The sequence below is a fragment of the Streptomyces sp. NPDC057565 genome (genome assembly GCF_042801455.1).
In the GTDB taxonomy this organism is placed as follows: Bacteria; Actinomycetota; Actinomycetes; order Streptomycetales; family Streptomycetaceae; genus Streptomyces; species Streptomyces yanii.
The window spans coordinates 117431-139729 of record NZ_JBHVFU010000008.1 but is presented as its reverse complement, the minus strand read 5'-3'; the positions used below and the strand labels follow the sequence as shown (position 1 = coordinate 139729).

The window sequence follows — 22299 nt, the reverse complement described above, 5'->3', positions numbered from 1 at the left end:
GCGGGAACGGTTCGGTGGTGCGTACCGGTCGAGGATCAGGCCGGTGAGAACAGGTGGTCGCTGATGAGCCGGGCGGCGCCGATCACTCCGGCGGCCGGCCCCAACTCCCCCAGCACGATGGGAAGATTGCCGGTGGCCAGCGGCAGGGACTGCCGGTAGACCTGGGTACGGACGCTGGCGAGGAGCGTGTGGCCGAGGCCGGTCACACCGCCGCCGATCACCACCAGCCCTGGGTTGAAGAAGCTGACGAGTCCGGCGATGACCTGGCCGACCCGGTTGCCGCCCTCGCGGATCAGGTCGAGCGAGGTGGCGTCGCCGGCGGCCGCGGCGGCGGCCACATCGACTGCGGTGAGTTTCCCGGCCGCCTCCAGCCGGGCGGCGAGTTCCTGCGACTGTCCCGCGCGCGCCGCGTCCTCGGCGTCGCGGGCCAGCGCGGCGCCGCTGAAGTGGGCTTCCAGGCAGCCCCGGTTGCCGCAGGCACAGGCGCGACCGTCGGGTTCGACCTGGATGTGGCCGATGTCGCCGGCGCTGCCCGTCGTACCGCGGTAGACGTCGCCGCCGACGACGATGCCGCAGCCGATACCGGTACCGATCTTGACGCAGAGGAAGTCGCCCACGGAGCGTGCGACGCCCGCGTGCTGTTCCCCCATCGCCATCAGGTTCACGTCGTTGTCGACCATGACGGGGCAGCCCAGTTCCTGGCTGAGCGCCTCGCGGACCGGGAAGCCGTCCCAGCCGGGCATGATCGGAGGTGCGACAGGTACGCCTTCGGGGAAGCGGACCGGACCTGGTACGCCGATGCCCACGCCGTCGAAGCCTTCGGCGAGCCCGGAGGCCCGGAGCTTGGCCGCCATGGACAGCACCTGCTCGAAGATCGCGACAGGTCCTTCGCGTACGTCCATGGGGTGGTTGAGGTGACCCAGAACCTCCAACTCCGCGTTGGTGACAGCCACATCGATCGATGTGGCACCGATGTCGACGCCGAGGAAACGCAGTGCGGGAGCGAGCCGGATGTTGTGCGAGCGACGCCCGCCGCGCGAGGCGGCGAGTCCGTCGGCCACGACAAGTCCGGTCTCCAGCAGCCGGTCCACCTCGACGGCGAGCTTGGAGCGGGAGAGATCGACCTGATCCCCCAGCTGTGCCCTGGAGTTGGGCCCGCCGTCGCGCAACAGCCGGAGCAGTCGCGCCTGATGCGCATTCGCGGGTCGTGCCGTCATACGTCTCACGCGCCCCTCCCCGCCACATCGGCTCATCCGTCGGGCTTTCGAATGGAACGTAGCAGCGGTTGCCGGTACTGGGAAGAAGTTGCGCAGGAATCCGCTACAACTTTCTCCACACTGAGGACAAAGCCGTGCGGTCGAGTCGTGGATCTGCCGTCGGCGCGGAGGCATTTCGAGGCCGGCGCCGTGGCCGGGCGGGCAATCAGGAGTGCCGGTACGGGCCGTCCAGGGCCGCCCACTGCAGCAGCATGATGGTCTTGGCGTCGGCGATGGCGCCGGTGCGGACCATCGCGAGCGCCTCCGCGAAGGGCAGTTCCACCGTCGCAATGTCCTCACCCTCGGCCGCGATCCCGTACCCGTCGGCGGCGGAGGCCTGCGGACGGTAGGGGGCAGCGAAGAAGTGCAGGCGTTCGGTGACCGAGCCGGGGCTCATGTACACCTCGAAGACGCGCTCGGGGGTGCCGATGATGTGTCCGGTCTCCTCGGCGGCTTCCCTGCGGATGGCTTCCTCGGGGCTGTCGCCGTCGAGGAGCCCGGCGGCGGTCTCGATCAGCATGCCGTCGGGGTGCCCGTTGACATAGGCGGGCAGACGGAACTGGCGAGTCAGCAGCACAGTGCGGTGATCGGTGTTGTAGAGCAAGATCGTGGCGCCGTCGCCCCGGTCGTAGGTCTCCCGCTGCTCCCGGCTCCAGTGGCCGTCGCTGTGCCGGTAGTCGAAGGTCGTCCGGCGCAGGACGTACCAGTCGCAGGACAGCACTTCCACGTCTTCGATTCGCACCCGCGGGTTGCCGGTCAGGTCGCGGCCCTGCCGGTCCAGGCCGGTACGGCCGCGGCGGTCGGGGGTGTCCAGGCCGGCCGTCACCGGGCGGATGGGATGTCGTCGATACGGGTGTAGACGTCCAGCCCCTGATCCCGGGCCCTCGCGACCATCCGGTCCGCGCCGTCCGAGGGACCGCCGATGCGCAGCACCGCGTCGCAGCGCGCCAGCAGCAGTTCGGCGATGGGGTGGAAGATCTCCTGGAATGCCGCATCGCCAGGACCGGCGCTTCCCGCGGTCTCCAGCAAGGGAAGGGCGAGAGCCTCGCCGGTGACCGGCAGGTGGCCGGAGCGAAAGAGCACCAGTGCGGCCTGGTTCATCGCCCGCACATGGGCGTCGAGCTTGACCGGATCGTCCCCGGTGCCCGACCGGTACGGGCCGGCGACCAGGATCATCAGCGGTCGTGGGACAGCGGTCATGATGCGCTCCTCATGGCGGACGGAGTTCAGGCCAGGGCCGTGCTGACGCCCGCATCGCGCAGGGCCGTCAGGGTCAGCGGACCATTGGGGTGCGTGGCGGCATCCTGGGCCGCGGCGTCGGTGACGAAGGCGTCCACCGCCCCCAGCGCGGCGACCTGGCTGAAAGCGCGCACCCCGAGCTTGGTCGCGTCCGCCACGGCGATCGTGCGCGCCGCCTGCGTAAGGGCGGCCTGTTTGACGGCTGCGTCGTCCAGCGAGAACTCCGACCACCCGTACTCGGCGTGCACACCGCCGATGGACAGCACAAAGCAGTCGAAGGCCAGGGCCTCAAGTGTGCGCAGGGCAAGCGGGCCGACCAGCGACTGCTCCCCGGAACGGGACCGGCCGCCGACGACCAGCAGCTCGATGCCGGGCCGGTCCGCCAGGCAGACCGCCGCCTGCAGACTGAGCACCGCGACCGTCAACGGGGCGCGTTCGACCAGATGCTTCGCAACGTGCACGGTGGTGGTGCCCGCGTCCAGCAGCACACGAGATCCCGGCTCGACCATCGCGGCCACGGCCGCACCGAGGCGGTCCTTCGTCGCGGCCTGCCACGGCTCACGGGCCGCGAAGCCCGCCCCCTCCTCACGCGAACGTGTGGCGACGGCGCCGCCGTGCACCCGGCGCACCAGCCCCTGTCGCTCCAGCGCGTCCAGGTCCCTTCGAACAGTCATTTCGGAGACCCCCAGGCGATGGGAGAGCTCCGACACGGAAACCCGGTCGGAGCCCTGCACCAGTCGCAGGGTCAGGTCCAGACGATTGGCGACACCCATGACTCATTTCTAACACATCAATGTTCGCTTGAACATGAACGTGTGTGAATATCGGACAGGACCTGTCCTTCGATGTGCAGGAGGAGGGCACCGGCGGGTGGCAGGAGCAGTGGTCTGTCATGCCCGTCGGGGACGTGCCGGAGCACAACTACTGCGATTTCAGTAGCGGGATTGTCAGCAGGCGCACGACGACGGGACGGGCCGTGCCCGGAGAACCTGGGGAGGTATCCGAGATTCAGATGTGGAGACCCCTGCCCGTGGCTGCTTTTCTCTATCGACTGGGCCGTCTGGCCTTCCGGCGACGCTGGTACGTCGCCCTGCTGTGGGCGGCGGTGCTGGGTGCTGTCGGCTTCAGCGCCGTCACAGCTCCCGCCGCCCCCGACGAGGGGTCCTCCATGCCCGGCATCGAGTCCCAGAAGGCATTCGACCTGATGGAGCAGCGCTTCCCCGGGTCGATGGCCGACGGGGCGAGCGCCCGGGTCGTCTTCGTCGCTCCCGACGGGCAGAAGGTCACCGCGGCCGGGAACCGGTCGGCCATCGAGAAGACCGTGGTCGAGGCGGCCGACGGGGCTCAGGTCGCGGGTGCGGTGAGCCCCTTCCAGGCGCATTCGGTGAGCAAGGACGCCTCCACGGCGTACGCGACCGTCACCTACAGGGTGAAGGCCGACGACCTCACCGACGCGAGCAAGCAGAAGCTGGAGGACGCCCTGCAGGAGGCCCGGGACGCGGGCCTGACCGTCGAGGTCGGCGGAACCGCGCTGGCGACCCGGCCGGCGGCGGGCGGAGGGGCCGAGGGGATTGGCATCGCCATCGCCGCCGTGGTGTTGCTGATGACCTTCGGTTCACTGGCCGCCGCCGGGCTGCCGCTGCTGACCGCGATCATCGGCGTCGGTGTCAGCATGGCGTCGATTCTCGCCCTGGGCAGTGCCCTGGGCCTGTCCGCGACGACCGGCACCCTGGCCACGATGCTCGGCCTCGCGTGCGGCATCGACTACGCCGTGTTCATCGTCTCCCGCTACCGGGAGGAGCGGGCCAAGGGACACGTACCCCAGGAGGCGGCAGGTCTGGCGGCCGGTACCGCCGGGTCGGCGGTCGTCTTCGCCGGGCTCACCGTCGTCATCGCACTGGCCGGGCTCTCGGTGGTCGGTATCCCGATGCTGACCACGATGGGCCTCGCCGCCGCAGGGGCGGTCGTCATCTCCGTCGTCGTCGCGCTGACGCTGGTCCCGGCCCTGCTCGGCTTCTGGCCGCGTACGGTGCTGTCGCGCTCCGTCCGAAAACGCGGGAGGAGCAAGGAAGGCGGCGAGCACAACGGAGGCAGCCGCTGGGCCCGGTTCGTCCTGCGCCGCCCCGTCCCCGTACTCCTCGCCTCGGTCGCGGGTCTGGGGGCACTGGCGCTGCCGGTGATGGATCTGCAGCTGGGCATGCCCGGAGACGAGGCCAAACCCACCTCGACCACGGAGCGCCGCGCCTACGACGCGCTCGCCGACGGCTTCGGACCCGGCTTCAACGGGCCCCTGACCATCGTCGTGGACGCCAAGGGTGCCGACGACCCGAAGGCCGCGGTGACGACGATCGAGCAGAAGATCGGCGCCACCGAAGGGGTCGTCTCCGTCTCGCCGGCGCGGTTCAACCCCGCCGGTGACACCGCGGTATTCTCCGCCGTCCCGGCCGCCGGGCCGAGCACCGAGAAGACCAAGGACCTCGTCCACACCATCCGCACCGAACGCCCCACGGTCACGTCCGCCACCGGAGTGACCTTCGAGGTCACCGGCACCACAGCGATGAACATCGACGTCGCCCAGAAGGTCCAGGACGCGCTGATTCCCTACCTCGCGGTCGTGGTGGGTCTGGCCATCCTGCTCCTGACGGTGGTCTTCCGCTCCGTGCTCGTACCGATCAAGGCGGCCCTCGGCTTCCTCCTGTCGGTGCTGGCCGCTCTCGGCTCGGTCGTCGCGGTCTTCCAGTGGGGCTGGGGCGCCGGCCTCCTCGGCGTGGAGCAGACCGGCCCGATCATGAGCCTGATGCCGATCTTCCTGGTGGGCATCGTCTTCGGTCTCGCCATGGACTACGAGGTCTTCCTGGTCGCCCGCATGCGGGAGGCGTACGTCCACGGAGACCGGCCCGGCCAGGCGGTCGTCACCGGTTTCCGGTACAGCGCCCGCGTCGTGGTGGCGGCCGCGCTCATCATGATGGCTGTCTTCTCGGGGTTCATCGGCGCCGGCGAATCCATGATCAAGACGATCGGGTTCGGTCTGGCCACGGCCGTCCTGTTCGACGCGTTCGTCGTCCGCATGGCGTTCGTCCCCGCCGTGCTCGCCCTGCTCGGCAAGGCGGCGTGGTGGCTGCCCCGCCCGCTGGACAAGCTGCTGCCCCGCGTCGACGTGGAAGGTGAGGCTCTCAGCCGGCGGTCCGCCGCCGCCCCGGCGCAGGCCGCGGCGGCCGACCGGGAGTCGGTCCGCGTCTGACCGCCGCACCCACCGCAGGGCCGCCCATGGAGAACACGGGCGGCCCTCGTTGGCTGCTCGGCGCCCGCGTCGCCCACCATGGATCTACCGGACCGGAGAATTCGATGATGACCGACTGGCAGCGATACGCGAACGACCATCCCCGCGGCGTCGACGCGGCTGTGGCCCTGCTGCTGTTCGTCGTCTCCGTCCCGGGAAGCGTGATCAGCGGCATGGAGCCCGCCATCCGGGCCGAGTGGTGGATCGCCGTGCTGTTCTCGGCCGTCGGCTGCGCGGCCCTGCTGTGGAACCGCAGCCACCCCCGCACCGTCGTCGCGGTGACCGCGGCCTGCGCCGTGGCCACGGGCGTGCCGGGATTCCTGCTCACCCCCCTGCTGCTGGGACCGGTCATGGCGGCGCTCTACCGGCTGGCCGTCGGCGCCGACCGGACAACCACCCGCGCCTACACGCTCACCATCGCCGCGCTGCTGACGGCGACCACGCTGCTCGCCACCCGTGGTGACCAGCCGCTCATCCTCAGGACGATCAACCCCACCGCCTGGATTCTGCTGTCGGCAGTGCTCGGCAGCGCCGTCCAGCTGCGTCGCGCCTATCTGGAGGTCGTACAGGCGCGTGCCGCACACGCCGAGCGCATGCGCATCGCCCGCGAACTGCACGATGCCGTCGCCCACCACTTGACGCTGGCCCACGCCCAGGCCGGTACGGCCGCGCACCTGGCGCGCAACCACCCCGAGCAGGCGCAGACGATCCTTGCCGACCTGGTCGGCACCACCTCATCGGCGCTGCGAGAACTCAAGGCCACCGTCGGCCTCCTGCGCCAGGCGGACGACACCGACGCGCTGGCACCCGCCCCCGGCCTCGCGCAGCTCGCCGAACTCACCGACTCGTTCGCATCCGCCGGGCTCATCGTCACCGTCACCGCCGAGGGCGAGGAACAGCGGCTCTCACCGGCAGTGGATCTGACGGCGTTCCGGATCGTGCAGGAAGCACTCACCAACGTCACCAAACACGCCACCGCACACACGGCGCACGTACAGCTCGACTACACCCGCGACAGGCTCACCGTCACGATCACCGACGACGGAGAGGCCACAGCCCGCACCACTGCGGCCCGGAACGGCGGATTCGGTCTCATCGGCATGCGTGAACGCGCCCAATCCGTCGGCGGTCACCTGTACGCCGGCCACCGGTCCGAAGGCGGCTTCCACGTCACCGCCCATCTGCCCCTGCACCCCCGGAACCCGGAAGAGGGCTTCATCGCATGACCATCCGCGTCCTGCTCGCCGACGACCAAGCCCTCCTCCGGGCGACCTTCCGCATGCTGATCGACTCCTGTGACGACATGAACGTGGTCGCCGAAGCCGCCGACGGCAGGGAAGCGGTCGAGCTCACCCGCACCCACTGTCCCGACCTCGTCCTCATGGACATCCGCATGCCCGGCATCGACGGCCTGGCCGCGACCACCGCGCTCTGCGCCGATCCGGACCTGTCCGGCACCCGCGTCCTCATCCTCACCACGTTCGAGACCGACGAGTACGTCGCCCGGGCACTGCGCGCCGGCGCGAGCGGCTTTCTCGGCAAGGACGTGGACGCGGAGGGACTCCTCTCCGGCATCCGTACCGTGGCCTCCGGCGACTCCCTGCTCTCCCCGCTGGCCACGCGCTCCCTCATCGCCCGCTTCCTCGCCACACCGGAACCCGGCAGCCACCTGGTGCCGCCCGAACGCCTCGCCGTTCTCACCGCCCGCGAGCGCGAGGTGATGGCTCTGGCCGCCGAGGGGAAGTCCAACGCCGAGATCGCCGGCATGCTCGTCCTCAGCCCACTGACCGTGCGCACCCACGTCCAGCGCGCCATGGCCAAGCTCCACGCGCGGGACCGCGCCCAACTGGTCGTCATCGCCTACCAGTCCGGCCTCGTACAGCCCACGCCGCCGCCACCGCACTGAACGCCGACGGGCCGTCCACTGTCATTCCGCCCGCGCACTTCGGGCCATCCGGGTACGGACCAGCGGACGAGCCGGGGCGGGTCCACGGGCAGGGCGGCGATCCGGTGCGGAACGCAGAGGAGGGCCGAGACTCGGAGCCCCGACCCTTCCTGGACGACCCGTCACGACTTCGCCCGTAACGACCGCGATCCGTCCGGACCTTGACGACCCGTTCGAACGGTCCTGCTGGTCCGGCCGCGCGCTAGCCCTCTTCGCGCTGGTGGTACGTCTTGCGCGTGTGCTCCGTGTGCGCCCGCATGATCTCGGTGGCCCGCTGCTCGTCCCGCGAGGAGATCGCCGCGATCAGCGAGCGGTGTTCGATCCAGGACTGGGTGCCGCGCTGGCGGGCCACCGGTGTGTAGTACCAGCGGACCCGGCGGTCGACCTGTCCGGCGAGCTCGGCGAGCACCACATTGCCCGCCAGCTCCATGACCTTGGCATGGAAGGCGGCATTGGTGGCAACGGCGAGATCCACGTCGTCGTCGGCAACGGCCTGCTCGCCCCGGGCGCAGAGCTCCTCGAGGGCGGTAATGCCGGCCGAGCCGGAGTTGGCCGCGGCCAGCCGGGCGGCCTCGGCCTCCAGCAGGGTGCGGACCGAGAGCAGCTGGTCCGCCTCCTCCTCGGTGGGTTCATGGACGAACGCACCCTGAGCGGGACGCAGATCGACCCAGCCCTCGGTGTTCAGCCGCTGCAATGCCTCGCGCACCGGCTGCCGGGACACACCGAGGTGCCCCGCCAGCTCACTCTCGACCAGATGCTGGCCTGGACGGAGCGCACGCGTGGTGATCAGTTCGAGCAGCGCCTCATAGACGCGCTCGCGCAGCGGACCGGGCCGCTCCAGCTTCGGCACGGCTCCCTGCGGCAGTCCTGTGGACAACATCGCGGTCCCCCTCCGGGCGACGAGCAATTGCTTATCGTCTACAGTCTACCGAGCACAATGGGGGTCAGGGGCAGCGGATCACCTGACCCGCGTACGAGAGGTTCCCGCCGAACCCGAAAAGCAGTGCCGGAGCGCCGCTGTCGACCTCGCCGCGTTCCACCAGTTTCGACAGGGCCATGGGGATCGAAGCGGCGGACGTATTGCCGGAATCCACGACATCCCGGGCGATGACCGCGTTGACCGCACCGATTTTCCTGGCGACCGGTTCGATGATCCGCAGATTGGCCTGATGCAGTACCACCGCGGCGAGATCCTCGGGGGCGACCCCTGCCTTTTCGCACACTTTGCGCGCGATGGGCGGCAACTGGGTGGTGGCCCAGCGGTAGACGGACTGCCCTTCCTGGGCGAAGCGCGGCGGCGTCCCCTCGATCCGGACCGCGCGGCCCATCTCCGGCACCGAACCCCAGAGCACGGGGCCGATTCCGGGCGCGGCTTCCGCATCTGCCTGCGGGTCCGCGACCACGACCGCGGCGCCCGCACCGTCACCGAGCAGGACACAGGTGGAGCGGTCGGTCCAGTCGGCGATGTCGGCCATTTTGTCGGCGCCGATCACCAGCGCACGGTTCGCGGCGCCTGCCCGGATCGCATGGTCGGCGGTGGCGAGGGCGTGGGTGAAGCCGGAGCAGACCACATTGATGTCCATGACGGCGGGCGAAGCCATGCCGAGCCGGGCGGCCACGCGCGCGGACATGCTGGGCGAACGGTCGATCGCGGTGGAGGTCGCGACGAGGACCAGATCGATGTCGGCGGGGTCGAGGCCGGCCGTGGCGAGCGCCTTGGCCGCCGCGTGCGCGGCCATCTCGTCGACCGGCTCGTCAGGGCCTCCCACATGGCGGGTCTTGATCCCGACGCGACTGGTGATCCACTCGTCGCTGGTGTCGACCATGGCCGCCAGGTCGTCATTGGTGAGCACCTTGGCGGGCTGATAGTGGCCGAGCGCCACGACACGTGAGCCGGTCATGTAGAGGTTCCCCTCGCTACGTATGGCAGGAACTATCCAGTCTTGGTGGCTACCGTCCGGTACGGGGGCACGTGATCCCACAGGATTAGCGGCCGAGGCTTGGAGGCTTGACAACACCCTTGACCCGCCTGAACGCATACTGTAGACAATATTCTGTCGACTTGACATCGTCTCCTGTTCCCTCGCTCGGTCCCTTCCCGAACGGAGAGCCCCGTGAAAGTCGCAGTTGTCGGCGCCGGTGCGATCGGCGCCTATGTCGGGGCCGCGCTCCACCGCGCCGGCGCCGAGGTCCATCTCATCGCCCGCGGGCCGCACCTGGCCGCGATGCGGCGGGACGGCGTCCGCGTCCTCAGCCCGCGCGGTGACTTCACCGCGCGTCCGGCTGCCACCGACGACCCGTCGGAGGTCGGGCCCGTCGACTATGTGTTCCTCGGGCTCAAAGCCAACTCGTACGCGGCGTCGGGCCCGCTGGTCCATCCGCTGCTGCACGACCGCACCGCCCTGATCGCCGCTCAGAACGGCATCCCCTGGTGGTATTTCCACGGCCTGTCGGGGCCGCACGCCGGACGGCGTATCGACAGCGTCGACCCGGCGGGCACGGTCAGCGCCACACTGCCGCCCGAGCGCGCCATCGGGTGCGTCGTGTACGCAGCCACCGAGATCGAGGCACCCGGTGTCGTGCGCCACCTCGAAGGCACCCGGTTCTCGATCGGCGAGCCGGACCGGACCGTGTCGCAGCGCTGCCACGACTTCAGTGAGGCCATGGTCGCGGGCGGACTCAAATGCCCCGTCGAACCGGATCTGCGCAACGACATCTGGATCAAGCTGATCGGCAACATCTCCTTCAACCCGATCAGTGCGCTCGCGCGGGCCACCATGGGGCAGATCTGCCGCCATCCGGACACCCGGGCCCTTGTCGGGTCGATGATGCGCGAAACCCTCGGTGTCGCGGCCGCTGTCGGCTGCCGCCCCGAGATCTCCGTGGAGCGGCGCATCGCGGGGGCCGAACGCGTCGGCGACCACAAGACCTCCACCCTCCAGGACCTGGAGAAGGGCAAACCACTCGAACTCGATGTGCTGCTCGCGGCCGTCGTCGAACTGGCCGATCTCGCTGGGGTGCCCGTTCCGACGCTGCGCGCCGTGCACGCGCTCGCCGATCTCCTCGCCACCACCTCCTCGGCCACCACGGCCACAGCAGGGAGCGCACCATGAGTGACAACCGCCGCCGGCGGCAGCAGAAGCAGTACGAGCGTCTGACGCATCCCCTCGTGAGGGACGCGAACGGCACTCTGCGACAGGCGAGTTGGGACGAGGCACTGGCACGCGCGGCGGACGGCTTCCGCCGGACGCGCGACGCGTACGGTCCCGACGCCTTCGCGATGCTCTCCTGCGCCCGCGCCACCAATGAGATGAACTACGTGGCGCAGAAGTTCACCCGGGTGGTCATGGGAACCAACAATGTGGACTCCTGCAACCGGACCTGCCACGCCCCGAGCGTCGCCGGGCTCTCCGCCGCGTTCGGGTCGGGCGGCGGCACCTCCTCGTACGAAGAGGTCGAACACACCGACTTCATCGTGATGTGGGGCTCCAACGCCCGCTTCGCCCACCCGATCTTCTTCCAGCACGTGCTGAAGGGCATCCGCAACGGTGCGCGGATGCACGCCGTCGACCCGCGCCGCACCTCGACCGCCGAGTGGGCGGAGAGCTGGCTCGGTCTCAATGTCGGTACGGACATCCCGCTGGCCCATGCGATCGGCCGCGAGATCATCCATGCCGGACTGGTCAACCGCGCGTTCGTCGACCGTGCAACGACCGGCTTCGAGGAGTACGCGGCGCTCGTCGAACCCTGGACGCCGAGCGCCGCCGAGCAGGTGACCGGTGTCCCGGCCCAGGCGATCCGCGACCTCGCGCATGCGTACGCCACCGCCGAACGGGCCCAGTTGTGCTGGACGCTGGGCATCACGGAACACCACAACGGCACCGACAACGTCCGCGCGCTGATCAATCTGTCGTTGCTCACCGGGCACGTCGGGCGCTACGGCTCCGGGGTGCAGCCCCTGCGCGGGCAGAACAACGTGCAGGGCGGCGGCGACATGGGCGCCATCCCGAACAAGCTGCCCGGCTTCCAGGACATCCTCGACCCTGTGTCGCGGCAGAAGTTCGAGCGGTCCTGGGACACCGTCATCCAGCCCCGGTACGGCAAGACGCTCACCGAGATGTTCGAGTCGATGGAGACCGGCGAACTGCGTGCCGTGTACTGCATCGGGGAGAATCCGGCGCAGTCCGAGGCCGACAGCGAGCAGGCCGTGCGGCGGCTGAGGACGCTGGACCATCTGGTGGTCCAGGACATCTTTCTGACGAAGACCGCCGAGCTCGCCGATGTCGTTCTGCCCGCGACTGCCGCCTGGGCGGAGACGGACGGCACCACGACCAACAGCGAACGGCGGGTCCAGCGGGTCCGCGCCGCGCTGGTGCCGCCGGGCGAGGCGCGCGAGGACATCGACATCATCTGCGCGATGGCCGAACGCCTCGGTCACGCATGGAAGTTCGCGGACGCCGAAACCGTGTGGAACGAGCTGCGCTCCCTCTCCCCCGACCACTTCGGGATGACATACGACCGGTTGGAGGAGCACCAGGGGCTCCAGTGGCCGTGCCCCGACACGGAGAAACTCCCTCGGAGCTTCCTGCATGCCCGGCTCTGGGAAACCGACCCGGTACGGCGTGGCCCCGCCGCCCCGTTCGGACTCGTCGAGCACGATCCGCCCGTCGACCTCACCGACGAGGAGTACCCGCTGCGGTTGACCACCGGGCGGCGCCTCGACTCGTACAACACCGGTGTACAGAGCGGTGGTTACGCCTCACCGCTGCGGCGGGGCGAGTACATCGAGCTCTGTCCGGAGGACGCGGCGTCGTACGGTGTGACAACGGGCGAGGAGGTACGGGTGTCGTCCCGGCGCGGCAGTGTCACCGCGCCTGTGTGGATCGATCCCGGGCTGCGCCCCGGTCTCGCCTTCATGACGATGCACTTCCCGGACGAGGTCGACACCAACCAGCTGACGATCGAGGCGAACTGCCCGATCGCCGGAACCGCCGAGTTCAAGGCCTCCGCCGTACGGATAGAGAAGCTGGTGCCCGCATGGACCTGAAATACACCGGGGCTGTCCCGAGCGCGACCGAACGGGACGCGGTGGACGGCGTGCTGGGCCCCGCACCGTCGGGCTGGGAGGGAGGGGCCGAGCGCACCGACGAGGATCTGCGCTGGGCGAAGGGCGGCGCCTCGGCCGCCCGCGACCGCCGCGACCAGCTGCTTCCGGCGCTGCACGCGGTGAACGACCGCATGGGGTGGATCAGTGAGGGTGCGCTCGACTACATCTGCCGACGGCTGACGGTGCCGCCCGCGGAGGCATACGGGGTGGCGACGTTCTACTCGATGTTCTCCGTGCGGCCCCGCCCCGCCAAGGTCCTTCATGTCTGCACGGACCTGGCGTGCGCGGCGCGCGGTTCGGCGGAGCTCTGCGCGGACCTGACCGAGTCCTTCGGTCCGGCGGGCACGGCGACGGAGGGCGCGGTCTGGCAGGAGAGCCCCTGTCTGGGCCTGTGCGAACGGGCCCCGGCGGCGCTCCTGCTGCAGGCGGGCGAAACTCCGGATGCTCCGGCACGCCCCGCCGGTCCGGCACTTGAGGACCCGGGGTCCGGGGGGCCGGGCCCGCTGGTCACGGGAGGGGTCGAGGTGGGGAACGAGCCCGCCGCAGGCGCCCGCCGGTGCGCAGCGGTCATCGCCCCCGCCACCGCCCCCGCCCTCCTCACCGCGACCCGCTCCCCCGCGACAGCCCCCACCGAACCCCCGGCACAGGCCGCCACTCCTCAGGCCGGGGACCCCGAGCTGGTGCTGCTGCGCCGGATCGGGACCGTCGATCCGGCGTCCCTCGACGCGTATCGGGCGACCGGCGGCTACACCGCGCTCCGGCGGGCCTTCGCGCTCGGCCCGGCCGCCGTGACCCGGGAAGTCCTGGACGCCGGGCTCGTCGGCCGCGGCGGAGCCGCGTTCCCCACCGGCCGCAAGTGGCAGGCCACCGCCCAGCAGCCGGACACCCCGCATTACCTGGTCTGCAACGCGGACGAGAGCGAACCCGGCACCTTCAAGGACCGGGTGCTGATGGAGGGCGACCCGTACGCCCTGGTCGAGGCCATGACGATCGCCGGGTTCGCGATCGGCGCCCACCACGGCTACCTCTACCTGCGCGGCGAGTACCCACGCGCGTACGAACGCCTGAGCCACGCCCTGAACCAGGCACGCACCCGTGGGCTGCTCGGTCCGGACGTCCTGGGCCAGGGTTACGCCTTCGACATCGAGATCCGCCGCGGCGCGGGCGCGTACATCTGCGGCGAGGAGACCGCGATCTTCAACTCGATCGAGGGGCAGCGCGGCGAACCCCGCTCCAAGCCGCCGTTCCCCGTCGAGAAGGGTCTCTTCGGCAAGCCGACCGCCGTCAACAACGTCGAGACGCTCCTCAACGTGCTGCCGATCCTGGAGCACGGCGCGGCCGCCTACGCCGCGACCGGCACCGGCTCGTCCACCGGCACCAAGCTGTTCTGCGTGTCGGGGCAGGTGGCGCGGCCCGGGATCTACGAGCTGCCGTTCGGCGCGACGCTGCGCGAACTCCTCGAACTGGCCGGGCCCCCGGACCGTGTGCGGGCCGTGCTGCTCGGCGGCGCGGCGGGTGGCTTCGTACGCCCCGACGAGCTCGACATCCCCCTCACCTTCGAGGGGACACGCGCGGCCGGCACGACGCTCGGCTCCGGGGTGGTGCTGGTCCTCGACGACTCGGTCGAACTGCCGCGCATCCTCCTGCGGATCGCCGAGTTCTTCCGCGACGAGTCCTGCGGCCAGTGCGTCCCCTGCCGCGTCGGAACCGTCCGCCAGGAGGAGGCGCTGCACCGCATCAAGGACCGTACGGGCGCTGCCGCCGCCGATGACATCGCGCTGCTCAGAGAGGTGGGTCGGGCCATGCGGGACGCCTCGATCTGCGGTCTGGGGCAGACCGCGTGGAACGCCGTGGAATCCGCCATCGACCGTCTGGGGGTCTACAGATGACCGCTGTTCCTTTGCAGCTGCCGCGCCGGCTGATCGAGTTCACCCTCGACGGGCGGGAGACCCGGGTCCCGGAGGGATCGACGATCCTGGACGCCTGCCGGGCCGCGGGCAAGGACGTCCCGACGCTGTGCCAGGGCGACACACTCACTCCGAAGAACGCCTGCCGGGTCTGTGTCGTCGAGGTCGAGGGGGCCCGCACCCTCGCCCCGGCGTGCTCCCGGCGCGCGGAGCCGGGCATGGCGGTGCGCACGGACACCGAACGCGCCCGGCACAGCCGGAAGGTCGTCCTGGAACTGCTCGCCTCGTCCACGGATCTGTCGACGACCCCGCGGGCCGCCGAATGGATCAAGGAGTACGAGGCGAAGCCGGACCGCTTCGGCGCGAACGCGGCCCGGGTCAACGAGGAGCCGAAGGTCGACAACGACCTCTACGTCCGCGACTACGACAAATGCATCCTCTGCTACAAGTGCGTCGACGCGTGCGGCGAACAGTGGCAGAACACGTTCGCGATCGCGGTCGCGGGCCGTGGCTTCGACGCTCGGATCTCCACCGAGCACGACGCGCCGCTCACCGAATCGGCGTGTGTCTACTGCGGCAACTGCATCGAGGTGTGCCCCACCGGGGCGCTCTCCTTCAAGACCGAATTCGACATGCGGGCCGCCGGGACCTGGGACGAGCCGGCCCAGACGGAAACGACCACCGTCTGCGCCTACTGCGGTGTCGGCTGCAACGTCACACTCCATGTGCAGGACAATGAGATCGTCAAGGTCACCTCTCCGCACGACAACCCGGTGACCCACGGCAACCTCTGCATCAAGGGCCGCTTCGGCTTCCAACACGTACAGAATCGGGTTTAACCGCCATGGGACGGGTCACCGAGCGCCGCCGCACCATCCGCATCCGGGACGGGGCGGTCTCCGCACGCCCCGACACCCTCGTCGCCGAGGAGCCCCTGGAGATCCGGCTGAACGGCAGACCGCTCGCCATCACGATGCGCACGCCGGGCGACGACTTCGCGCTGGCGGCGGGCTTCCTGGTCAGCGAGGGCGTGATCGGTGACGGCTCCGAGGTGCAGTCGATCGTGTACTGCGCGGGGGCGACGGCGGACGGCGTGAACACGTACAACGTGGTGGATGTGAAGCTCGCGCCCGGCGTGCAGGTCCCCGACATCACACTCGAACGCAACGTCTACACGACCTCGTCCTGCGGGCTGTGCGGCAAGGCGAGCCTCGACGCGGTCCGCACCACCACCCGGCACCCGATCGCCGATACTCCCCCGGTCCGGGTCGAACCCGCACTGCTCTCGGGCCTCCCCGACCGGCTCCGTGAGTCGCAGCGGGTCTTCGACCGGACCGGGGGCCTGCATGCGGCGGCGCTGTTCTCCGAGACCGGGGAACTGCTCGACATCCGGGAGGACGTCGGTCGGCACAACGCGGTCGACAAGCTCGTCGGCCGGGCCCTGACCGACAACCGGCTGCCGCTGTCCCGGGCGATTCTGCTGGTGTCGGGGCGGGCCTCCTTCGAGCTGGCGCAGAAGGCGGTGATGGCCGGGATCCCGATGCTGGCCTCGGTCTCGGCGCCGTCGTCGCTGGCCGTGGATCTGGCGGCGGAGACCGGACTGACCCTGGTCGGATTTCTGCGGGGTCCGTCCATGAACGTGTACACGGGTGAGCACCGCATCGCTCTGGAGGCGACGGTCGGCCAGGGCTGAGGTGCCCGGCCCGTGACACGGGTCAGGGGTCCGGCCGGCGGGGAGCGCCCCCTGCGCCGGCCGGTCCCGCCCCCGTGGCATCCGCCATCGGCGCCCTCGGGTCAGCGCGTCAGCCCACCCGGACGCGCGTCTGCGCCACCGGACCGCTCGCCGAAGTCCCCGGGCTCTCCCGGATTTCGTCCTGCGGATCCCGCGAGCGCCGCTTCGCGATCACCGCGCACACCATCAACTGCATCTGGTGGAAGAGCATCAGGGGCAGCACGGCGAGGCTCGCGTGCGCCCCGAAGAGCACGCTGGCCATCGGGAGCCCGGACGCCAGGCTCTTCTTCGAACCGGCGAACTGGATGGCGATCCGGTCTCCTCGCTCGAAGCCGAGCCGCTTCGCCCCGAACCAGGTCAGCGCCAGCATCAGCGCGAGCAGCACCGCTTCGGCCGCGAGCAGCGCACCCAGCCTCGCCGGAGTGACCTGGTGCCAGATGCCGGCGACCATTCCCTCACTGAACGCCGTATAGACGACCAGCAGGATCGAGCCCCGGTCGACATAGCCGAGGACCTTCTTGTGGCGGATGAGGAAGCCGCCGATCCAGCGGCGCAGCAGCTGGCCGGCGATGAACGGGAGCAGCAGCTGGAGCCCGATCTTCAGCAGCGCGTCGGCCGAGAATCCGCCGCCGCTGTTGCCGAGCAGCGCCGCGGCGAGCAGTGGAGTGAGGAAGATCCCGGCGATCGAGGAGAAGGAGCCCGCACAGATCGCCGCCGGCACGTTGCCGCGGGCGATCGAGGTGAAGGCGATCGACGACTGGATGGTCGACGGGACGAGGCAGAGGAAGAGGAACCCGCTGTAGAGCTGCGGGGTCAGGACGTACGGAACCAGCCCCTTGCCCGCCAGTCCCAGCAGCGGGAACGCGACGAAGGTGCAGATCAGGACGGTGAGGTGGAGCCGCCAGTGCCTGAGGCCGTCGAGCGCCTCGGCGGTCGAGAGGCGGGCGCCGTACAGGAAGAAGAGGAGGGCGACCGCTCCGGTCGACGCACCGTCGGCGACATTCGCGGCGGTCCCCGATGCGGGCAGCAGCGCCGCGAGCACGACCGTGCCGATCAGCGCGAGGATGTACGGGTCGATCGGCAGCCAGGACGGCAGCTTGAAGGTGCGGCGGCTCATGTGCTCCACGTGTCTCTCGTTCAGGTCGTGCCCTCTCCATCCTGCTCTTGATCATCGCGATCGGGAATCCGGCATACCGCTCTCACTGTCATCACGAATCGCGATAGCCTGGGCGCTATGTACGATCCTGCACAGCTCCGCACCTTTCTTGCCGTCGCCCAGACGCTGAGCTTCACCCAGGCCGCCCGCCGGCTGGGCGTGCGGCAGTCCACGGTGAGTCAGCATGTGCGGCGGCTGGAGGACGCGACGGGGCGCCAGCTGTTCACCCGGGACACGCACCGGGTCGATCTCACCGTGGACGGTGAGGCGATGCTCGGCTTCGCGCGGACGATCCTGCAGGCCCACGAGCGGGCCTCGGCGTTCTTCACCGGGACGCGGCTGCGCGGGCGACTGCGGTTCGGGGCGTCCGAGGACTTCGTACAGACCCGGCTGCCGGAGATTCTGGAGTCGTTCCGCCGCGACCACCCCGAGGTCGAGCTGGAGCTGACGGTCGAGCTGTCCGGGACGCTGCACCGGCAACTGGCGGCGGGACGGCTCGATCTCGTCCTCGCCAAGCGGCGGACCGGTGACACGCACGGCGAACTGGTCTGGCAGGACGCACTGACCTGGATCGGCGCACCGCACCTGCGGATCGACCCGGACCGCCCGGTGCCGCTGATCCTTTTCCCGCCGCCGGGCCTCACCCGGGCCCGCGCCCTGGAGGTGCTGGAGGAGCACGGACGGTCCTGGCGGGTCGCCTGTACGAGCACGAGCCTCAGCGGACTCGTCGCGGCGGCCCACGCCGGTCTCGGCGTGATGGCGCACACCCGCGGGCTCATCCCGCCGGGACTGACTCCCGTACCGGCCAGGGCGGGGCTGCCGGAACTCGGCGACGTGGATTTCGTCCTGCTGCACGGCCGCCGCCGGGACGCGGCGCAGGAGGCGGCGGACGCGCTCGCGGCGGCGATCCTGGCGGGCGGCGACCGGCTGATCCGTGGCATCGGCGGGATCAACGCGATCAGCGGGCGCGACGGCGCATGACCGCACGCATGCGTGGGGAGGATGGGCAGCAGGTACGGAACACCCCTGACCGCCAGGACGGGAGTGGCCGAGGCGTACAGATTCGGTGGAGATTCCGGCGCGAGCTACTTACTCCACCGTCAGAAGCGCGCCCAGTCTCGCCCTTCTGGCCGGATATCTGTGGCTGACCTGTGCAGATGGCACGCTGTACGGTCGTTCCGGGCCCTCCCGCCGCGCCACCCGGTGGGGTAGCGTCACGGCGCTGTGCGGAGCGCCACAAGGAGCAGGTCATTGCGCGAGTTCACTGTCCCACCCATGGCGGTGGCGCCCCCGGTGGGCGGGCTGGCTGATGCCGTCTTCGACTATGCGGAGGAGGATCCGCACCGGATCGCGCTGGGCCGCAAGGACGCGGACGGACGCTGGCGTGATGTCACCGCGGCGACGTTCCGCGACGAGGTGCTCGCGCTCGCCAAGGGGCTGATCGCCCACGGTGTCCGGTTCGGCGACCGGGTCGCCCTGATGGCGCGTACCCGTTACGAGTGGACGCTCTTCGACTTCGCGCTGTGGACGGTCGGCGCCCAGTCCGTGCCGGTCTATCCGACGTCCTCGGCCGAGCAGGTCTTCTGGATGCTGCACGACGCCGAGGTGTCCGCGGTCATGGTCGAGCACGAGGACCATGCGATGACGATCGCCTCGGTGATCGACCGGCTGCCCCAGCTCAAGCGGCTCTGGCAGCTGGACTCGGACGCGGTGACCGAGCTGGTCGAGGCGGGCGTGCACATCGAGGACGAGGTGGTGCACCGGCACCGGCGGGCGGTGACGCCCGATTCGGTGGCGACCGTCATCTACACGTCCGGCACCACGGGCCGCCCCAAGGGCTGTGTGATCACGCACGCCAGCTTCATGTTCGAGGCGGACACGATGGCGTCGCGCTGGAAGTCGGTGTTCCACTCCAAGCCGGGCGACGAGGCCGCCACGCTCCTCTTCCTGCCGCTGGCGCACGTCTTCGGCCGGATAGTCGAGGTCACGGCGGTCCGCGGCCGGGTGAAGCTGGGCCATCAGCCGGAGCTGTCGGCGAAGGCGCTCATGCCGGACCTGGTGTCGTTCCGGCCGACATTCATCCTCGCGGTTCCGTACATCTTCGAGAAGGTCTTCAACGGCGCCCGGCGCAAGGCCGAGGCGGAGGGCAGGGTCGGGCCGTTCGACAAGGCCGCCGAGGTCGCGGTGAAGTACGCGGAGGCGATGGAGCACCGGGCGTTCGGGACCGGACCCGGCCCTTCCGCAGGGCTGCGGATGCAGCACCAGTTCTTCGACAAGGTCGTGTACAAGAAGATCCGCGACGCGATGGGCGGCCGGGTCCGGCACGCCATGTCGGGCGGTTCGGGGATGGAGCGGCAACTCGGTCTGTTCTTCGAGGGCGCGGGCGTCACGGTGTACGAGGGGTACGGACTGACCGAGTCCACTGCGGCGGCCACCGCCAATCCGCCCGAGCGCACCCGGTACGGCACGGTCGGGCAGCCGCTCCCCGGCACCACCGTGCACATCGCCGACGACGGCGAGGTGTGGGTGTACGGCGCCAACATCTTCAGCGGCTATCTGGGCAACCCGCAGGCCACCGCCGCGGTGCTGCACGACGGCTGGCTGGCCACCGGCGACCTGGGTGCGCTCGACGAGGACGGCTATCTGACGATCACCGGGCGGAAGAAGGAGATCCTGGTGACGTCCGGCGGCAAGAGTGTGTCGCCGGCCGGTCTGGAGGAGCGGGTGCGGGCCCATCCGCTGGTGGCACAGTGCATCGTGGTCGGAAACGACCGGCCGTACATCGCGGCGCTGGTGACCGTGGACCAGGAGTCCGTGGACCACTGGCTCACCATGCAGGGGCGTCCGCCGATGAACTCGGCGGACCTGGTGCGGGACCCGGATCTGGAGATGGAGGTCAGGCGGGCGGTGGTGGCCGCCAACACGGCGGTGTCGCAGGCCGAGTCGATCCGTACCTTCCGGATCCTTGCGCATCAGTTCACCGAGGAGCACGGTCTGCTGACCCCGTCGCTGAAGCTGAAGCGGAAGGCGATCGAGACGGCGTACGCGGTCGAGGTGGACGCGCTGTACCCCTGAGAGAAGGCCGTGCCGCCCCGCCGGAGGTGAACTCGCCCCGGCAGGAAGACACATGGACAGAGCCCGCCGCGTGATCGGGATGCGAAACAGCTGGTCCGCACCGTCCGCTGCGCCTCCGTTGTTGTCGCAGTCGGTGGTGGAGAGCCGGAGCCGGTCCTGGCCCGGCGCCTTGGTGACCGTGCGCAGCCGACCGTACCTTCCGACGCGGTACGCGGTCGGTGTGGCACCGCGTGTGCGCGGAAGAGGGCCCCTGGTTGGCCGCGCGGCCGCCCGCACGCGGACGTCAGCCGACCAGGCAGGTGCGCACCGCAGCGGTCAGGCGGTTCGCGCGGGCGTCGCCGTGACCGATCATGCGGTTGGTGATGTACGCGAAGCCCACGCCGAACTCGTCGTCACCGAAGGCGAATTGGCCGCCTGCTCCGTCGTTGCCGAAACTGCGCTCCCCCAGCATCGGCCGGAAGGCCGACGAGTCGAGCAGGAAGCCCGAGCCCCAGCGCGCCCCGGCGTCGAAGCCCAACCACCCCTTGCCGGACGACACCTCGCGGACCGCGTCCGTCACGGTGTCCGGTGTGAGCAGCCGTTCCCGGCCCTCGATGCCGGTCACGGCCGCAGCGTAAAGCCCGGCCAGGCCGCTCGCCGACGCCGTGGCACCCGCTCCGGGCAGCTCCATGCCGAGCAACGCCGGGTCGTTCCAGCCGCGCGGCTCGTCGAGACCGGGGAAGGCCAGGGCGCCGTTCATCGTCACGATGCGGGTGAGCAGGTGCTCGGGCCCTGGCATCCCTGGCCGCCCCTCGGCCTCGACGAGCCGGGCACGGCCGTCCGTCTCCTCGGTGGGCAGACCGATCCAGGCCCGTAGTCCGAGCGGGTCGCCCACGGCACGGCGGAAGTATGCGCCCGGAGTGAGCCCAGTGATGCGCCGGATGACCTCACCGATGAGGAAGCCGAAGACGTGGCCGTGGTACTCGTACGCCGTGTCCGGCTCCCACAGCGGCTTCTGCTCCTCGATGGCCCGGGTCACCGGTGTCCAGGCGGCGATCTCCTCGAAGCTGAGTACCCGGTCGAGGGCGGGAAGTCCCGCCCGGTGTCCGAGGACCATACGGCAGGTGATGGACTCCTTGCCGTGCTGCGCGAACCCGGGCCAGTACTGGCTCGCCGGGGCGTCGAGGTCGAGATGTCCTTCCTGCGCGAGGAGGTGGGCGCACAGGCTCACGATGCCTTTGGCACAGGAGAAGACCGGCAGGACGGTGTCCTGGTCCCACGGTCGGCCGGTCCGCTGGTCCGCGACCCCGCCCCACAGGTCCGCGACCTTGTGTCCGCCGACAAACACCGTGACGGCTGCGCCGAGTTCGGGGAAATCGTCGAAATTCCGCGAGAACGCGTCGGCGACGGCTCCGAAGCGCTCGTCAACCCATCCGTTGTACTGCCCCACCGTGTCCCGTCCTCCGTGTGATCGTGGCTCCGCGTGGGGTCGCCAAGGACAGTGCCCGTGTGCCCCGCGGTCGTCGACCGGTCACAGTACGGCGGTGTGCGGTCCCGGCACGAACGATTTGACCGCCCCGGCCTCGCCGAGGTGGGGCAGGGAGGAATGGGGATGCTCGCGCA

At 70.3% G+C, this 22299-nt stretch carries 18 protein-coding genes; 10 read left to right on the top strand and 8 right to left on the bottom strand.

The features are described 5' to 3' along the window. Positions 1 to 35: 35 nt before the first annotated feature. The 4 genes from ACFU8W_RS18600 to ACFU8W_RS18585 all read right to left on the bottom strand — a co-directional run bounded on the left by ACFU8W_RS18600 (position 36) and on the right by ACFU8W_RS18585 (position 3268). Positions 36 to 1217 (bottom strand): ROK family transcriptional regulator, encoded by a 1182-nt coding sequence (locus tag ACFU8W_RS18600; protein WP_345511472.1) that lies wholly within the window; start codon positions 1215 to 1217, stop codon positions 36 to 38. A 205-nt stretch (positions 1218 to 1422) separates the two neighbouring features. Beyond that, positions 1423 to 2082 carry an NUDIX domain-containing protein gene (locus ACFU8W_RS18595; protein WP_384038118.1) on the bottom strand — a complete coding sequence of 220 codons (660 nt, stop codon included), beginning with the start codon at positions 2080 to 2082 and terminating at the stop codon, positions 1423 to 1425. Next, positions 2079 to 2456 carry a DUF4406 domain-containing protein gene (locus ACFU8W_RS18590; protein WP_384038115.1) on the bottom strand — a complete coding sequence of 126 codons (378 nt, stop codon included), beginning with the start codon at positions 2454 to 2456 and terminating at the stop codon, positions 2079 to 2081. Before ACFU8W_RS18590 ends, ACFU8W_RS18595 begins: the two co-directional genes overlap by 4 nt. A 26-nt stretch (positions 2457 to 2482) precedes the next feature. Continuing rightward, on the bottom strand, positions 2483 to 3268 hold the full coding sequence (locus ACFU8W_RS18585) for a DeoR/GlpR family DNA-binding transcription regulator (protein ID WP_384038112.1): 786 nt from the start codon (positions 3266 to 3268) through the stop codon (positions 2483 to 2485). 257 nt (positions 3269 to 3525) lie between these two features. Between ACFU8W_RS18585 and ACFU8W_RS18580 the strand changes: the two genes are divergently transcribed. From ACFU8W_RS18580 to ACFU8W_RS18570, 3 genes are read left to right on the top strand one after another with little or no spacing between them, the layout of a single operon-like run. Continuing rightward, entirely contained in the window at positions 3526 to 5736 is a 2211-nt protein-coding gene (locus ACFU8W_RS18580; protein WP_384038109.1) for an MMPL family transporter, read from the top strand. A 26-nt stretch (positions 5737 to 5762) separates the two neighbouring features. Continuing rightward, complete coding sequence (locus ACFU8W_RS18575; protein ID WP_384038106.1) at positions 5763 to 7001, top strand: sensor histidine kinase; 1239 nt, start codon at positions 5763 to 5765, stop codon at positions 6999 to 7001. Then, positions 6998 to 7681: a response regulator gene (locus ACFU8W_RS18570; protein WP_384038103.1), complete on the top strand. Its 684-nt coding sequence runs from the start codon at positions 6998 to 7000 to the stop codon at positions 7679 to 7681. Before ACFU8W_RS18575 ends, ACFU8W_RS18570 begins: the two co-directional genes overlap by 4 nt. A 241-nt stretch (positions 7682 to 7922) precedes the next feature. On the opposite strand, the gene ACFU8W_RS18565 is transcribed toward ACFU8W_RS18570, so the two are convergent. Together ACFU8W_RS18565 and ACFU8W_RS18560 are read right to left on the bottom strand one after the other, a co-directional pair. Next, entirely contained in the window at positions 7923 to 8600 is a 678-nt protein-coding gene (locus ACFU8W_RS18565) for a GntR family transcriptional regulator (RefSeq protein ID WP_345511193.1), read from the bottom strand. A 64-nt stretch (positions 8601 to 8664) separates the two neighbouring features. After that, positions 8665 to 9621, bottom strand: a complete 957-nt coding sequence (locus ACFU8W_RS18560) for a beta-ketoacyl-ACP synthase III (RefSeq protein ID WP_384038100.1) — start codon at positions 9619 to 9621, stop codon at positions 8665 to 8667. Between the two features lie 174 nt (positions 9622 to 9795). Between ACFU8W_RS18560 and ACFU8W_RS18555 the strand changes: the two genes are divergently transcribed. From ACFU8W_RS18555 to fdhD, 5 genes are read left to right on the top strand one after another with little or no spacing between them, the layout of a single operon-like run. Continuing rightward, positions 9796 to 10833 (top strand): 2-dehydropantoate 2-reductase, encoded by a 1038-nt coding sequence (locus ACFU8W_RS18555; protein WP_384038419.1) that lies wholly within the window; start codon positions 9796 to 9798, stop codon positions 10831 to 10833. Further along, complete coding sequence (locus ACFU8W_RS18550) at positions 10830 to 12767, top strand: molybdopterin oxidoreductase family protein (RefSeq protein ID WP_384038097.1); 1938 nt, start codon at positions 10830 to 10832, stop codon at positions 12765 to 12767. Before ACFU8W_RS18555 ends, ACFU8W_RS18550 begins: the two co-directional genes overlap by 4 nt. Further along, a complete protein-coding gene (locus ACFU8W_RS18545) occupies positions 12758 to 14716 on the top strand; it encodes an NAD(P)H-dependent oxidoreductase subunit E (protein WP_384038095.1) in 1959 nt (652 codons plus the stop codon). Before ACFU8W_RS18550 ends, ACFU8W_RS18545 begins: the two co-directional genes overlap by 10 nt. After that, a complete protein-coding gene (locus ACFU8W_RS18540; RefSeq protein WP_384038092.1) occupies positions 14713 to 15573 on the top strand; it encodes a 2Fe-2S iron-sulfur cluster-binding protein in 861 nt (286 codons plus the stop codon). Before ACFU8W_RS18545 ends, ACFU8W_RS18540 begins: the two co-directional genes overlap by 4 nt. A gap of 5 nt (positions 15574 to 15578) precedes the next feature. Then, positions 15579 to 16427, top strand: a complete 849-nt coding sequence (gene fdhD, locus ACFU8W_RS18535) for a formate dehydrogenase accessory sulfurtransferase FdhD (RefSeq protein ID WP_384038089.1) — start codon at positions 15579 to 15581, stop codon at positions 16425 to 16427. A 109-nt stretch (positions 16428 to 16536) separates the two neighbouring features. Here fdhD and ACFU8W_RS18530 read toward each other — a convergent pair whose 3' ends face one another. Further along, positions 16537 to 17583 carry a bile acid:sodium symporter family protein gene (locus ACFU8W_RS18530; protein WP_384038086.1) on the bottom strand — a complete coding sequence of 349 codons (1047 nt, stop codon included), beginning with the start codon at positions 17581 to 17583 and terminating at the stop codon, positions 16537 to 16539. 117 nt (positions 17584 to 17700) lie between these two features. On the opposite strand from ACFU8W_RS18530, the gene ACFU8W_RS18525 reads away from it, so the two are divergent. Both ACFU8W_RS18525 and ACFU8W_RS18520 read left to right on the top strand, forming a co-directional pair. After that, complete coding sequence (locus tag ACFU8W_RS18525) at positions 17701 to 18603, top strand: LysR substrate-binding domain-containing protein (RefSeq protein ID WP_384038083.1); 903 nt, start codon at positions 17701 to 17703, stop codon at positions 18601 to 18603. Positions 18604 to 18897: 294 nt separating this feature from the next. Beyond that, positions 18898 to 20697 carry an AMP-dependent synthetase/ligase gene (locus tag ACFU8W_RS18520; protein ID WP_384038416.1) on the top strand — a complete coding sequence of 600 codons (1800 nt, stop codon included), beginning with the start codon at positions 18898 to 18900 and terminating at the stop codon, positions 20695 to 20697. 283 nt (positions 20698 to 20980) lie between these two features. Here the strand turns inward: ACFU8W_RS18520 and ACFU8W_RS18515 are convergent, their stop codons facing one another. After that, positions 20981 to 22126 carry a serine hydrolase domain-containing protein gene (locus ACFU8W_RS18515; RefSeq protein ID WP_384038080.1) on the bottom strand — a complete coding sequence of 382 codons (1146 nt, stop codon included), beginning with the start codon at positions 22124 to 22126 and terminating at the stop codon, positions 20981 to 20983. Between the last annotated feature and the right edge of the window lie 173 nt (positions 22127 to 22299).

Bases quoted from the DNA above. Each gene is read 5' to 3' on its own strand.
- fdhD (WP_384038089.1), top strand. From the start codon at position 15,579: ATGGGACGGGTCACCGAGCGCCGCCGCACCATCCGCATCCGGGACGGG.
- ACFU8W_RS18575 (WP_384038106.1), top strand. From the start codon at position 5,763: ATGGAGAACACGGGCGGCCCTCGTTGGCTGCTCGGCGCCCGCGTCGCC.
- ACFU8W_RS18530 (WP_384038086.1), bottom strand. From the start codon at position 17,583: ATGAGCCGCCGCACCTTCAAGCTGCCGTCCTGGCTGCCGATCGACCCG.
- ACFU8W_RS18570 (WP_384038103.1), top strand. From the start codon at position 6,998: ATGACCATCCGCGTCCTGCTCGCCGACGACCAAGCCCTCCTCCGGGCG.
- ACFU8W_RS18540 (WP_384038092.1), top strand. From the start codon at position 14,713: ATGACCGCTGTTCCTTTGCAGCTGCCGCGCCGGCTGATCGAGTTCACC.
- ACFU8W_RS18585 (WP_384038112.1), bottom strand. From the start codon at position 3,268: ATGGGTGTCGCCAATCGTCTGGACCTGACCCTGCGACTGGTGCAGGGC.
- ACFU8W_RS18600 (WP_345511472.1), bottom strand. From the start codon at position 1,217: ATGACGGCACGACCCGCGAATGCGCATCAGGCGCGACTGCTCCGGCTG.
- ACFU8W_RS18525 (WP_384038083.1), top strand. From the start codon at position 17,701: ATGTACGATCCTGCACAGCTCCGCACCTTTCTTGCCGTCGCCCAGACG.
- ACFU8W_RS18520 (WP_384038416.1), top strand. From the start codon at position 18,898: ATGGCGGTGGCGCCCCCGGTGGGCGGGCTGGCTGATGCCGTCTTCGAC.
- ACFU8W_RS18565 (WP_345511193.1), bottom strand. From the start codon at position 8,600: ATGTTGTCCACAGGACTGCCGCAGGGAGCCGTGCCGAAGCTGGAGCGG.
- ACFU8W_RS18590 (WP_384038115.1), bottom strand. From the start codon at position 2,456: ATGACCGCTGTCCCACGACCGCTGATGATCCTGGTCGCCGGCCCGTAC.
- ACFU8W_RS18545 (WP_384038095.1), top strand. From the start codon at position 12,758: ATGGACCTGAAATACACCGGGGCTGTCCCGAGCGCGACCGAACGGGAC.
- ACFU8W_RS18560 (WP_384038100.1), bottom strand. From the start codon at position 9,621: ATGACCGGCTCACGTGTCGTGGCGCTCGGCCACTATCAGCCCGCCAAG.
- ACFU8W_RS18550 (WP_384038097.1), top strand. From the start codon at position 10,830: ATGAGTGACAACCGCCGCCGGCGGCAGCAGAAGCAGTACGAGCGTCTG.